The sequence below is a fragment of the Planococcus sp. TJ-307 genome, assembly GCF_058268435.1.
Genome location: NZ_JBZDOJ010000009.1, coordinates 20,297 through 33,916 on the forward strand (window position 1 = coordinate 20,297; position 13,620 = coordinate 33,916).

Here is a 13,620-nt window from a genome sequence, read left to right on the forward strand (position 1 = left end):
TCTCATGTAAAAAACTGAAAATAGTATTCCATACTTCATGAACGATAGGGATGTGCGTGTAATATCTTTACTTACTCACAAAAAATTGGTATGGTCAATGTAATTGGAAAACAATAGTGTTTCCAACTTCGATGACCGAATGAGTATAACTTTAATATCAAATATAGTAATTTCAGTTGGTAATCTGTCGCAGACAAATAGTGCTGAGACAAAGCCGAAAAGCAGGGATACATGTGCTTTTCGGCTTTTTTACGTTTTTAAGAAGAGGAGGAGGATTTTAAATCACTTATTTTGAGGACCACTTAAAAAAACGAATTCATCGTCAGCAATTTGCGGGCGACTCCTGTGGGTTTTTGTCTACACCTGTAAAAAAGAGAGAATTTACATCCTCTCAAACATATATCCAGCAGTTGAAACAGAAAGAATTTTATGAGGAATGTCCTTATTGTCAATCAGTTCAAATACTAATCAAAAAGGAACGAAAATCGGATAGCCGTACCGGTTGATGACTCAATAGACTCAAATAGTATGTGTGAAGCTAGGTATGACAAACTGTTTTCAATTTGCCTAGTGAAACTACGAGTAGGTTGTACTCTTTCTCTGGTAGATTGCCATCAACTGCTCTTTTTTCTCTAGTCGCTTCCTTTACTAGATCAGCAGTTATAATGCAAACTACTAATCATACTTCGCTTCAAATCTTGTTAAATAAACATTTTGTGAAAAGATAAATCACGTGGCAAAAACCCTTTAATTGCAAACTATTTATCGATAGTGACCCTTAAAGTTATAATTTATCTATGCAGCTAACTGGCTGGCATGCGTCCGGTATTGCACCAGGCTCATGCTGGCCAATTTTTGTTTGATGCGTTGGTTGTTGTAGTAGGAGATGTAACGCTCAATCCGCTTTTTTAATTCTTCGTAGGACACCAACATTTCTCTAGAATACATTTCCTGCTTTAGGAGGCCGAAGAAGTTTGCCATGGTTGCGTTGTCGGCGCAGGTCTCTTTTGGGGGCTAGGGGCGAAATCAACGATCGACCGTTTTGCCGTATTCCTTTCAATGATTTCATCGTTATAAAGATTCATGACCGGAATCAACTACAACTTCTTTTCATCCGTAGAGTGGAATTTGGTTACATCAGTCGTCAGTTTCTGCAGGGTATACATTGTATAAAACCTTCGGTTCAACTGAGTTTTCGCGACGGTTCCGACTTTGCCCTATGATCTGTAATGGGATTTCTGGATGAACTTCACACATGTTAAGTTCAGTTCCCACCCTCCATAATACCTCTTCTCCAAATTCCTGATATGCATGTGCTCAACGTTTAAATATGATTAGGCATTCGACAGGCTATACCCAAAATCGCTTTCCGAGTATTTCTTCACCAATCGCAGTTTGAAAAACTCACTGTACTTTGTCAGATAAAAACCCCCCAAAAGTTAGATTTGAACTCTAACTTTTGGGGAGCGCTACGATCTCTGAAAAGGAATAAGCTTTTTTATTCGATTTCCATAAATTAGGAGGTGAAAGTTCCATAACTACCCATGCGGCGCTTTACTTGAATGAAAGATGCAGCTTCAGCAATCTCATGCTGATTAAGTGGCTGATCATCCAAAATTAGATTGTAATCATCTAAAAAACTAATATTTTGAATATTTAAGTTAAGTATCTGTTTATTGCGGTCTAGTAAACTATCGACTGACACCTCAAAGTAATCGGCCAATCTTTTAAGGTGCTCTACTGAGACTTGTTTCTTTCCACTTTCATAAGCCCATACCGTACTTTTAGCAAGACCCATATTCTGTGCTAATTCCTCAGAAGATATTCCCTTAGCCTCTCTTAAGTCCCTCAATCGGTTGCTGAGTTTTTTCATTTATATTCTCTCCTTTAAAATTCTAATTATTTTTAATATATTGCATTTTGTCTTCTTCCGCAAATATATTTGACTAAATAAGCAGAAAATTATTTTTTAATTCTGCAATACAGTTAAATAATACTTATTAAAGTATTTGTAGTTTTTACGAAATTTAGTTTTATAAAACTTCAATTCAACCATAGCTTATTGTGGTAATTCATTGACCTTGAAGTTTGAAGACTGACTTAATCACAGATTAATCTGACGGTCTTTCTTTTTAGATACCTCTTGACAGTTACACCAGCAAACGACTCCAACTGACTGGTTCAGAACTTTCCCTTTGTGTATCAGCACTAACTCAGGAGGATCACTTTCCATTTTTGAACTATTGAACTGTTGAAAACCTCCAATTATTAGAAGAATGATTAACCCGGTAATCAGTAATAGAATCTTTTTACTCATCACCTCTCCCTCCTTTCTCCGTCCGTAATAACATGATCGTTTTCGATGTTGGATGTACAAGTTTCTGCTTCTACTCTTGTCTCGAATGTTGCGACGCCCGCTGACCTTCCGCTGGTTTTTTTGAAGATTTTAAGTAAATGGTTATGATATTCCTTAGCTGTCTCAGCTCTAGTACTTCGTCGTCGATTAGATGAATAAGAGATTAAATGTTCGTTGAAATAATAAAGTCAACATTAATAAGTAGAGAAATTTGTCTACTTATTTTATATGGAATGATTTTAAATTGAAGGTACATTACTCATTAACTATTTTAAAATCACAATTCATACCGTTCTTAAAAGGACACTTTTTAGATGAAAAGAAAATTCGGATTCTTATTTACCAATAAGCGTTCATATGTCAAACTTACATGCTTTTATAATTCCTTCTATAACCATGTAATCAAGAAACTTTTTGCTTTCTCTATGAGGATAGGTCTTACGAAAAATAAAATCTAAATTTTATAGTATTTGAACATAAAAATTTATCTAGTTATTTAAACTTATTTAATCAGTGTCCAACATCAACTAAAGTCATTCATTAAAGTCATTTTTTTATTTTTATATTATATTTTTTATTTATGGTAACGAAAAAAGTAGAAAAATCTCTTTTTAATCCTTAAAAGGAGAATATTAAAGCCAATTAATTGAGCTTAAATACTTATTTACGAATTAGTTAAATAGACTTGATAATAGGTACATAGACATTTTTTCTAGTTTTTTTCCTGGACAATGGACGTTTTATCATTATTTATTTATATTAGCGGAGGATGAATATATTTATACTTTAGTATTTTCCTTCTATATTTGAACCAAATTGGGATGTGTTAAGTACTTTTATTAGTAAAGCGATTGAAATCATGTTGCTTTCACAAGAAGGAAGCATCTATTCCATTCGGAAATACGATTTGGTATTGGCTTTTTGATGGAAAACATATTGAAGGATCTATCTTTCAATTATCGACTTTCCCCTTATTAAAAAATGACTTCTGCACCTTTATAAAAGAATTTTCCATCTTTTTAGGGAGCGTGTGAATGAGTATTTTTGAAGTAGAAGCCACTTCTTCAAACCGCTACAAGTGTATCTGGAAAGACAGATGATTTCTTTAGCAGCTTTGGAATTCTAGCAGTCGAATTTACCTTCGTATAGTCTTTGATTATTTTCAATTCAATCGATTTTCTCTGAAAAGTTTCCATCAAATCTTGACGTCTGGCTATTGGAAGATATGAAAGCTCACGAGGAGGAGATAGATAATGAAAGCTGAACAAATACAAGCGTGGATGAACACAATGGATGAGTATTTGATTGCGATAGATGGCAGTGGAGCAATCGTACGAGTTAATCAAGCATGGAGCAATTTTTGCGAGGAAAATGGGGTGGGAATGACTTTTTGCGAGGTCGGTACTGATTACTTCCAGCAATTAGCCGAACGTGATAAACACAGAGAGATCCGAGTTATTAAAAATGTCATTAATGACACGTTGACGGAACACAACCAACTCTACCCATTCGTTTTAAAAAATGGTGAGACTCAATGGTTGTCTGTTAAAGTCCAAAGGATCCAGCTATTTTCATCAGATTCATATGGAGCGCTCATCTGGCATAAACCCGTCAACCATCACGAAATTGAACCCATTACTGTAAAAAGCGTGTTAGAAAGCATGAACGAAGGCTTTGCATTGCTGAATAATCAACTTCAATTCAACTACATAAACGAAGTTGCCGAACAGTTACTTGAAGTAAAACGCGAAGATATCATTGGAACCGGGCTGCTCGATTTCTTTCCCGAAGTGATAGGGTCTCCTTTCCATCAAGCTTATGAACAGGCTTTAAAAGAACAAATCATCGTTGAATTTGTGGAGTATTATTCTCCTCTGCACGTCTGGTTCGAAGTCAAAGTCTGTCCTTTGAAGAAGGGAGGAATTGCCTTGTATTTCCAAGATGTCAGTAAGTTGAAGAAGATTGAGGAACAATTGTCGACGTCTGCTCACTACGATTATTTGACAGACCTGCCAAATCGGAGACTGTTGACAGCCAAGGCGCACTCATTAACAGAACAAAAGAAGAAATTCACTGTTTTTTACCTAAATGTTGATAAGCTCAAAATTGTCAATTCGATGTACAGTCACGAAGCTGGAGATAGTGTGTTAAAGATAATTGCCGAAAAATTAAAGGTCTTCATAAATGACCGATGTGAAGTTTTTCGGTTAGACGGGGACGAATTCACCATTATCTATGAAGTAAAAAATGGTGAAAATTTGGATGTTTTCGTCAAAAAAATTACAAGTTTATTCGAGCAGCCTTTTACCATCAACCATCTCCATACACTATTTATCAGTGTCAGTGTGGGAATCTCTTGTTACCCTTACGATTCCCCTTTATTTAGCGATGTCATTTCCTATGCAGAAACGGCAATGTACGAAGCTAAAAAAATCCACGGCTCTTCGTACATGTTTTTCCGGCCTATCATGCACATCAAGCGTTCTCGAAGATCTACGATCGAAGAAAGTTTAACCACAGCCTTGAAAAATGTTGGAATTTATTATTTGATTCAACCACAAATTGATGGAAATTCAGGTGATGTTGCAGGGGTTGAAGTATTGGCTCGCTGGAATCATTCAGAACTTGGAGAAATCTCCCCGTTGGAATTTATTGAAGTGGCTGAAGCAACTGGCATGATTGTTCCTTTAACGCTTTACTTAATTGAACATGTGTTTATCCAAATGAAGGATTGGACCCAACGTCTGGGCAAGAGTCCGCGTACAGCCATCAACATGACGCCATCACTTCTGGCTAACCCTGTATTCTTTGATCATTTTTTCACTTTGATTGAACAATATCAAATTGAACCTCAACTTGTTGAGGTTGAAATCACTGAGCAAGCAGAATTAACATATTCAGATCGAACTTTAGAACATTTGTTGCTGTGCAAGTCTAAAGGAATCTCCATTGCAATTGATGACTTTGGAACAGGATTCTCTATGATTTCATATTTGACCCACTTCCCTATTACGAAAATCAAGATAGACCGCTCTTTTGTACAGAAAATCGGGCAAGACCGCAAATCGGAAGCAGTACTCAAATCGCTGATTCATCTAGCGAAGAGCATTGAATGTGAATTAGTTGCTGAAGGTGTCGAACGACTCGAAGAAGTAGAATTTCTTCAGGCAAATGACTGTGTTGTTTTTCAAGGATACTTGTATGATAAGCCCATGAAACCAAGTGATTTTGAGACTAAATATTTACAAAACCAAGTGGTTTTTTCACTAAGCAAACCACCGGGTAAAAATCTACCTGATAATTGACTGCTGATGTATCTCAAAACAGGAGTCAATGGAGAAAGGACATGCAACCGTGGAGACAATTAAAGCACTTCTCTTTGACAAAGTTTTATTCACTGCTATAAAAGATATGGTCTTTATTGTATATAACGAAAACGACTTAGTTCTGAGATACGCATATTTTAACCAAATCATACTTGATAAAACAAACCTGACACTAGCGGATATAGGAAAAACTTTTTTGGAAGTGCATGACAAGCCACTGGCAGATTTATTGATCAACAAATACAGAGAGGTACTGACTACGAAAGAAGAAGTCATCTTTGAAGATTCTTATACTTCATTGACTGGTGAATGCCACTACTCTGAATCTACTTTAACTCCACTCTTTGATGAAGGTGGAAATTGCACTCATATCATCGGGATTGTAAAAGATAAGACTCCCGAACGAGTCGCAAAGATGGAAAGCAAAGAGGCCTGGAAACGAATTGAGGAAAGCAGGTCACGGTACCGATCGTTGTATGAAAACAATGCAGATTCTATTTTTTGCTTGGATACAAATGGAAAAATTTTATCAGGAAACCCGACTGTAGAAGAATTGACTGGCTATCCGGTAGAAGCTTTGATTGGCATGGAATTCTATACACTCATTTCTCCAACCGATAGAGAATTACTACAGAATCATTATCACCCAGCATTGACTGGAATTTCTCAAAAGTGTCAAATAAAAATCACCAACAAAGCAAAACTTTCAATTGGTGTTGCTATGCACCTTGTACCTATCGAGGTGAAAAATCAAGTGGTAGGAATATATGCAATTTTAAAAGACATAAGAGAAATCAATCAATTGCTTAACCAATACGCTGAAAGTGAAAACCGTTTTCGAATTATTGCAGAAAACGCCCATGATGTCATTGTGTTAATGGATTATCAAGGAGAAATTTTATATGTTTCTCCTTCTATTAAAGGCGTTTATGGCTTTGATGCCGAAGAATATCTTGAAAATCCCCCTTTTCATAACGTCCATTCTGAAGATATTTCGCTTGTGAAGGACATTTATTCACAAGCAGTCAAAGAAGCGAAGAACTATGTAATTGAACTGCGGATTGAACATAAGACAAAAGGCTGGCTCTGGTCAGAATTGCAAGGTACGCCAATATTTAATGAACATGATCAGTTTATTCATATGTTGACGATTACACGGGATATCTCGTTGCAAAAAGAACACGAAATCAAACTGCACTATTATGCCTATCACGATTCGCTGACGGGCTTGCCCAATCGACGTTTCATCAAACAACGACTTTCCGAAGAAATTGCTGCTCTGCAGGAAAACAATGGAACATTGGCCGTAGCTCTACTCGACATTGATCACTTTAAAGAAATCAATGATCAACTGGGACATGAAGTAGGTGATGCCGTCATTGAGGAGTTTGGCAAGCGATTGAGCCAGAATCTTGGCGAGCGAGATGTTGCAGGGCGTCTAGGTGGAGATGAATTTGTACTGCTGTTGCCTAGCGTTAAAACAAAAGAACAAGCAGAAGAGATGGCACAGAATCTCCAAATATCCATTGGTACTTCATGGGAAATTATGGAACATGAATTAAACATCAATGCGAGCATGGGAATGGTTTTCGTTCCTTTGGCAGACGAAACGCCTTCTTCCCTATTGAAACGTGCCGATCTTGCCATGTATGAAGCCAAACAAGCCGGGAGAGGTACGTACCGCTTTCAACTCCTTTAATTAGTTCTATGACTTTGTGTGCTGATTGTCTTTCACGCAACTTCTTAAATACTCATTGTCTTATTCTAGAAATGTTTCAATTCAGGCGATGAGAATACTTGATGTCCTCACAACTTCAATTTATAATGTCAAACGGTCATTAATGGAAGCTTTTCAGAAGGCCAATCAAGAAAATTCTGGCGTGTATGTCTTCAATCGTGAAAAGATTGTCGGTGTGATGGTTACCCAAAAACAATATGAGTCCTTGAACAAAGAAATAGAAGAACTTTACGATCAGCTGGCTGATTTAATGGCTGAAAAACGGCTACTTACAAAAAATGGATCTACTTTTTTAGATGTGGAAGTTCGTGGTGCGATAAAAACTAAATTCCCTGTTGTTGATGAAGAAGACGGATGGGAATAACCATTGTATAAACCTGAATGGACACAGTATTCAAAGGAAGATTATGAACAACTTGATGGCAGTCTAAAGATTTTTTTATTAAAACGCTGTACCGAATCAAATTGAGAGAAATAGAAGCGGGTCAATCCCTTCTTGGTAATTTGGCGCTATGCAATAATCTAAAAATAAGAAGATGGGTCTTCGGATTATTTTCAGAGAAGCCGAGGGAACCATCCAAGTAATTTAAATTGCAGCCATTCGGAAACGCGATACAGAAAAGATTTATAAGATGGCTGAAGAGTGATTAAGCTAAATGAAATGAAGAACAGGTTTTTTTCCAACCTAAAAGAGCCTGGCATACCGGCACTTCCAAAGTGCTCGCTTTGCCGGACTCTTTTAGATTGAACCAGTTTACTCTTTTATTTGATGTCGGGACTTCTAATAATTCCTCATATGTTAGCTGGATGCTTACGCTAATCTTCTTCAATTCTTATAGAAAGGAGATACCCGATTTCCCATTCCTTCTAGTTTTTCTGAGTAACCCTTTTTCAATGATAGGAATGGTCTTCTTTAGATGAATCGCAAGTAAACTCTTCATCAATTATCCATTGCTTAACTGAACCCGAAGAAGATTGAGGGCATTTCATGATATAAACGGGATAGCATTTAACATCGATATAACAATGCCGTTCCTTAAGTTGCAATAGACTCTCCAATTGTTTCATACAGGCTAAATCGCATGAAGCAAAGACTGGATCATAACGCAACAAGACTTTTTTTAAAAACCCATTTTAATTCCTCCTTATCTTTAAGGAAAAATCTTAAGAGCAACTGGATAACTTGAAATAAACATATCTTTTTCTCTAGAATGTAAATAGTTAATCTTGGGCTTTCTTGAGGTTCAGTTTACTAACTGACTTTATCAGCACTTATTTTAATTTTCTATATTGGTAATTTTAAATCTATTTTCTATCTCGAAGCATTTTATTGACGATTTTGAAACTCTTGTAGCAATCAGTTCGATAACGTCCTTCCAAAAAACCTAAAAGCGCGTCTTCTCCAATAGAAAATTGGCGTTCTAATGTTTCCAACGATTTGCCCTTGTTATGGTATAGATAAAGCATCGTGTAGACGTCATCATCTTTGAAACTGGCCAAATATTTACTGGAAGACATCAGGGTTTTCCTCATCTGCATTAACTTCACACTTTTTCTTGAATTCCTTATATAATTTGTATCCGGAAAGATATTCCCGGTACTTACAACCCTCACATTTAGAACGGTCTGTAGCTTTTACAGGCTGATTTTTACTCATAATCTATTCCTCCTTGTATCGAGTATGGATGAAATAAGCTTTTAAATATCATCGTTTCGATTTGTAGCTTCTTATCGTCGTTCTTTTTCAGACGCTTTCCAGGCATCATCCAATTCTTGGCAAGTAAGAAACATTTCTCGATTAGCTTTCAGGTAAACTGGGATGAGAATTTGCAGTTCATTTGGACAACTTTCAGATAGCTTAAGTAAATGCTGAAAAACCGGTTCTGATATTTCGTATTTTTCTATACAATTTGGCAATTCCTTCACTTTTTCTGTTAAGTAGGCCATTCGAATATCGTTGATTTGAACCCAGAATGTTTCAACTTGAATCTGAATCTTCCTTCCAGTGAACGAAGTGATTTGACGTGTCAATCTAGCAAATAACGTAACAGAAATTAATCCATCTTCGATGTACTCATCCTTTGACTTCAGAAAAAAATAAGAGACGGACTTCTCAGGAATTAACCGCTTATATGCCATTATCTGTTTTCTCCTTTTGTTTGCTTTTCTTCGAAGAATCTAATGGAATTTCATCATTTTGAATAAACTTTTAGAAAGTTAAAATCATCCTTCCCCACAACTATAGTTACCTCCAGTTCAAAGTGACATTCTTTTAGAATTTCCCACGATAAGGATATCTCCAATATTTTAAAATTATTTTTATATAGTTCATTAAGCCAATCCAGAAGTTCTTGAGATTACTTGAACTTGTTTTTTCAGAATACTAAGCGCTCGTAACAAGCGCTTAACAAAGTGGTACACATGTTCAAAAGATTCAATATCTATGAGTCAGATTCCATGTCCCATGGTCATTTCCTGCAAGTAGGTAGGGGTAAATAAGAGTGTGTTTTGCCGGAATGCTTCAGTAAAAATGGAAACTTCTTCACCCAGTAGAAAAACTTCTGCCATATTTACTGAAGGTCCCTTCTCTTGAAGTTCATAAAAGGAGACAACCATATCTAATGAACAGCAATATCCCGATGTACTGTTCTCCAAATTAACTTTTCTCTTTATGGTAAAACTCCATATTCCCGATGTTTCCTTCACTTCAGCATTGATCAATCTACTGATTTTGTTTGCTGTGTATGCCAATGAATCTTCAACTGCCGTAAAGAACAATAATGGACAACTTCCCCTTATTTTTTCTAGTCTATTCCGATTAGAATTTTATAGCTGTAACTTTTCTCACTTAAATAATTTTAAAAATTCAGTAAATTAAAAACATGAATAAGTCATATAGATATGTCTCTTGATAATCAATTTTCGATACACAATGTTCATCGTTTATACTCATTGACGACGACAGTTACTCTTTTTCTATAGCGCAAACTAGTATATGTACAAAGACGAAGGACGATTTCGCAAACGCATCAAGCATGTACTTCAGTATATTAGTGAAAGTTATCACTTTGAAGAAACATTGAGATTACCTTTTTATAGTTGAACTTTTGCTTGAATTCAAAGTCCAGCTCGTAAATTTTTTCATTTAGTATTTTTTTGTAGTTCAAACTTACTGCAATCCTATACCTATGAAGAAAGAAAGTAAAGGTTGAGCAATGTATAATTTTTAAAAGTAACCTTTCGATTGTATACATTCTCAAAATATCTTCAATTAGGGGGTATCTATTTAGCTTCTTACTTCACTTGATTTTAAAGAATAGTTATGCGGGAGTGTTCTTATGTGTTGAAAGACTAAACTATAAAATTGATTTTGTAATCAGAAGGTAAAAGGAACTCTTGCACGGTTATTGTTAATAATAGCTGATATTTCAAAAGCGAAATACTTAAACCATAAAAGAGAGTGGGGAGGAAAGGAGAAAAAGAAAGAAGAAATTTTCCCTACTCCTTTTCTACTTCTAATAGTCATCTATTGATCAATATAAACTTTTTTGTTTATTAAACTTGTGGGTATCATTGAATAATTATGGTTGTTCTTTTTTTACGATTTTCAAATGTTTGTTGTTATACATGTTTTTATCTGCTTTTTTGAAAATCTCTTCAATTTTACATTTTTCATCGTACTTAGTTTCGTAGCCAAAAGAAATGGAAATACCAATTGCCCCTACTTTTTCTAGTAATAACAAAAAGCTAGCCGATTAAGGCTAGCTTTTCATTAGCGTCCACAAATCTTACTGTTTGCGTGTGTGAACAGCTACTACAGTCGTAAGAGCTGCAAGCATTAAGCCAGCCAGTACCCACATGAATGGGAACGATCCTGTATCTGCTGTGCCGCCCATACCTGTTGCAGGCATTTCAGATGGCATTTCTGTTGCACCGAATTCTTCTGGGAATTGGTCAACGATTGCCGCTGATAATCCAGCTGCAGGCATTGTCATATGTGCATAAGCTTCACGGATCGAGCTGTATGCTGTTTCATAATCACCCGCTACGTACGAATCAAATGCTACTAGCAATTGGTCTACGTGTGCTGTCAATCCTTCTTCTAATGCATCCGCAGGAACGCGTCCTTCTGTTGCTGCGTCAAGCAATGCTGCTTGTTCCACGATGTAGCTATCCAAATCAGCTTTTGCTTGGTCCTGTGCTTCTGTATTTTCTTCACCAGTTGCCACGACATAATCCACAAAGTAGCCGATGTGAGAGTTCCAGATTTCAGAGAATTGTGCCCCAGCTTCTTCGCCGTAGACAGATCCAACTGCTGCAGACAAATCATCCGCATTGGCTAAAAGTGCAGCTGATGCTTGGTCAAAGCTTTCTGCGCCGTCAGCACCGTCTTGCATCGCCATTGCGGCAAGTCCAGCGTGCTCAGTGAAGATTGCATTCAATGACGCGCGCAAATCTACTGCCGGTGTATCCGGGTTCGTGTTTTCGAACTTCTCTGGGAATTGCGTAGTGATCGCAATCGACAAGCTTTCTGCGAACATGCTCATGTGGTGAATCGATTCGCGTTCGTCTGTGTAAGCTTTTTCAAAGTCGCCTGCTACATACGCATCAAAAGCTGAAATCAGCTGATCCACGTGCACATCCAGTCCTTCTTGAACCGCTGCTGCTGGCAGAAGTCCTTCTGTTGCTGTATCGAAGAATGCCGATTGTTCAACTTTGTATTCTTCTAAAGCAGCTAACGCCTGGTCTTTCGCTTCTTGGTTATCTTCACCAGTTGCCACGACATAATCCACGAAATAGCCGATATGAGAATTCCAAACTTCAAGGAATGCTGCTCCGCCTTCTTCACCGTAGACTGAAGTCACGGCTGCTGCCAGGTCATCGGAGTTCGCTAGAAGAGCTGCAGAAGCTTGATCAAAATCTTCCGCTCCATCTGCGCCTTTGCGCATGGTTTCAACCGCTAAAAATGCGTGTTCCGTTAATACCGTATCAAGGGCAATGCGTAATTCCGCTGCCGGTGTCGCCGTGCTTGACTCCATCGCCGTTTCGCTTGCTGGAGTTGAATGGCCATGGCTGTCTGCCAATGCCGCCGTTGGTACCAATAAGGCTAATGATAGTGGAAGTGCTAAAAGACATTTGTTTAATTTCATAAGTAATCGCTCCCTTTTTCTTTTTGTTATACAGTCATAACGTAGAAACAATTCACTTAGATCACTTTATTTAGAATTAAAATATTTTTTCCAATTTTTAAGAAAAATAATCCAGCATTCCCCTACTGTATTTTTTTTATTTATCGTGAGTAGGTAGATAAGAACCGTTTCCGTTTCTTTTAAAAGAATGATTTGTAGAAAGTAATCTAATTTAACGCTGCATACGTTCTATTAGAAAGGATTAAAAAAGGAGGAGAAAATCAATGGTCAACAAAAAGTTCGGATTAGTACTTGCCGCTGGAATTCTGTCGCTGGCAGCTTGTGGAGAAGAGCAGTCGACAGCCAATGAGAATACTGAAGAAGAAGTTGCAGAACAGGAAAGCACTGCTGAGGAAGAAACAAGTACTGAAGAAGAAACAACTTCAGAGGAAACGGAAGAAGAAACGGAAGAGGAGCCTGTGGAAGAAAGTGCACCTGAAGCTGAAAGCGGTGCTGCCTCTGCTTTATTGTCCAATAGTGAGATGACCAGTTTCGTGTTTAATGAAGCGGGTGAGTTTTCAATCTTTTGCGAGCCCCATCCGGTCATGAAAATGACTGTCATTGTGGAAGAAGGCGCAGAACAAACAGGTGAAGTTGCCGTAGATATTGCCGATTATGAATTTGGGGAAGAAACCATCACTGTTGCCGCAGGCACAACGATCGTGTGGACCAATCAGGACCAGGTTCAGCATAATGTGGCGATTAAATAAGCAACTATCCTAAATAAAACAAAAGCAGCTCGGTATATTGAAATTGAACTGAGCCCTGTTTAATGGACAGGTTAATAAAAGCACCCTGCAGCTAGACTGTGATCAGATGACTACCGCACAATACCGGAGTCATCTTTTTTAGATTCCATTAATTGCATGTTCCGTTGTAATCCCCCATGTACTTATCCAATAGCTTCTTTAATTCGGTAAGGATAGTTGCTTGTTTGAAATCAACATCATCTTTAAAGTGACAAAAAACGATTCAATACAATTGCTCCAGTAGGACATCGACTAGGTCAAT

At 37.3% G+C, this 13,620-nt stretch carries 12 protein-coding genes; 4 read left to right on the forward strand and 8 right to left on the reverse strand.

What is annotated here, in order from left to right; genetic code table 11:
- Positions 1–795: 795 nt before the first annotated feature.
- From AC4EHK_RS18370 to AC4EHK_RS18380, 3 genes are all read right to left on the reverse strand, one after another.
- Positions 796–981: an IS3 family transposase gene (locus AC4EHK_RS18370; RefSeq protein ID WP_490980181.1), complete on the reverse strand. Its 186-nt coding sequence runs from the start codon at positions 979–981 to the stop codon at positions 796–798.
- 535 nt (positions 982–1,516) lie between these two features.
- Positions 1,517–1,873: a helix-turn-helix domain-containing protein gene (locus AC4EHK_RS18375; RefSeq protein ID WP_490980182.1), complete on the reverse strand. Its 357-nt coding sequence runs from the start codon at positions 1,871–1,873 to the stop codon at positions 1,517–1,519.
- 231 nt (positions 1,874–2,104) lie between these two features.
- The gene (locus AC4EHK_RS18380; protein ID WP_490980183.1) at positions 2,105–2,317 is read right to left on the reverse strand and encodes a hypothetical protein; all 213 of its coding nucleotides are present in this window, start codon (positions 2,315–2,317) and stop codon (positions 2,105–2,107) included.
- 1,292 nt (positions 2,318–3,609) lie between these two features.
- Between AC4EHK_RS18380 and AC4EHK_RS18385 the strand changes: the two genes are divergently transcribed.
- The 3 genes from AC4EHK_RS18385 to AC4EHK_RS18395 all read left to right on the forward strand — a co-directional run bounded on the left by AC4EHK_RS18385 (position 3,610) and on the right by AC4EHK_RS18395 (position 7,784).
- A complete protein-coding gene (locus AC4EHK_RS18385) occupies positions 3,610–5,661 on the forward strand; it encodes a sensor domain-containing protein (protein ID WP_490980184.1) in 2,052 nt (683 codons plus the stop codon).
- A 28-nt stretch (positions 5,662–5,689) separates the two neighbouring features.
- Entirely contained in the window at positions 5,690–7,381 is a 1,692-nt protein-coding gene (locus AC4EHK_RS18390; protein ID WP_490980185.1) for a sensor domain-containing protein, read from the forward strand.
- 142 nt (positions 7,382–7,523) lie between these two features.
- Positions 7,524–7,784, forward strand: coding sequence for a hypothetical protein (locus AC4EHK_RS18395; protein ID WP_490980186.1), 261 nt, complete (start codon positions 7,524–7,526; stop codon positions 7,782–7,784).
- A gap of 941 nt (positions 7,785–8,725) precedes the next feature.
- Here the strand turns inward: AC4EHK_RS18395 and AC4EHK_RS18400 are convergent.
- The 5 genes from AC4EHK_RS18400 to AC4EHK_RS18420 all read right to left on the reverse strand — a co-directional run bounded on the left by AC4EHK_RS18400 (position 8,726) and on the right by AC4EHK_RS18420 (position 12,570).
- Complete coding sequence (locus AC4EHK_RS18400; protein WP_490980187.1) at positions 8,726–8,938, reverse strand: hypothetical protein; 213 nt, start codon at positions 8,936–8,938, stop codon at positions 8,726–8,728.
- Complete coding sequence (locus AC4EHK_RS18405; RefSeq protein WP_490980188.1) at positions 8,925–9,077, reverse strand: hypothetical protein; 153 nt, start codon at positions 9,075–9,077, stop codon at positions 8,925–8,927. Before AC4EHK_RS18405 ends, AC4EHK_RS18400 begins: the two co-directional genes overlap by 14 nt.
- Before the next feature lie 71 nt (positions 9,078–9,148).
- On the reverse strand, positions 9,149–9,559 hold the full coding sequence (locus AC4EHK_RS18410; RefSeq protein WP_490980189.1) for a hypothetical protein: 411 nt from the start codon (positions 9,557–9,559) through the stop codon (positions 9,149–9,151).
- Between the two features lie 309 nt (positions 9,560–9,868).
- Positions 9,869–10,075 carry a hypothetical protein gene (locus AC4EHK_RS18415; protein WP_490980190.1) on the reverse strand — a complete coding sequence of 69 codons (207 nt, stop codon included), beginning with the start codon at positions 10,073–10,075 and terminating at the stop codon, positions 9,869–9,871.
- A gap of 1,133 nt (positions 10,076–11,208) precedes the next feature.
- Positions 11,209–12,570, reverse strand: a complete 1,362-nt coding sequence (locus AC4EHK_RS18420) for a copper amine oxidase (protein ID WP_490980191.1) — start codon at positions 12,568–12,570, stop codon at positions 11,209–11,211.
- Between the two features lie 263 nt (positions 12,571–12,833).
- Between AC4EHK_RS18420 and AC4EHK_RS18425 the strand changes: the two genes are divergently transcribed.
- On the forward strand, positions 12,834–13,319 hold the full coding sequence (locus AC4EHK_RS18425; protein WP_490980192.1) for a plastocyanin/azurin family copper-binding protein: 486 nt from the start codon (positions 12,834–12,836) through the stop codon (positions 13,317–13,319).
- The last annotated feature ends 301 nt before the right edge of the window (positions 13,320–13,620 follow it).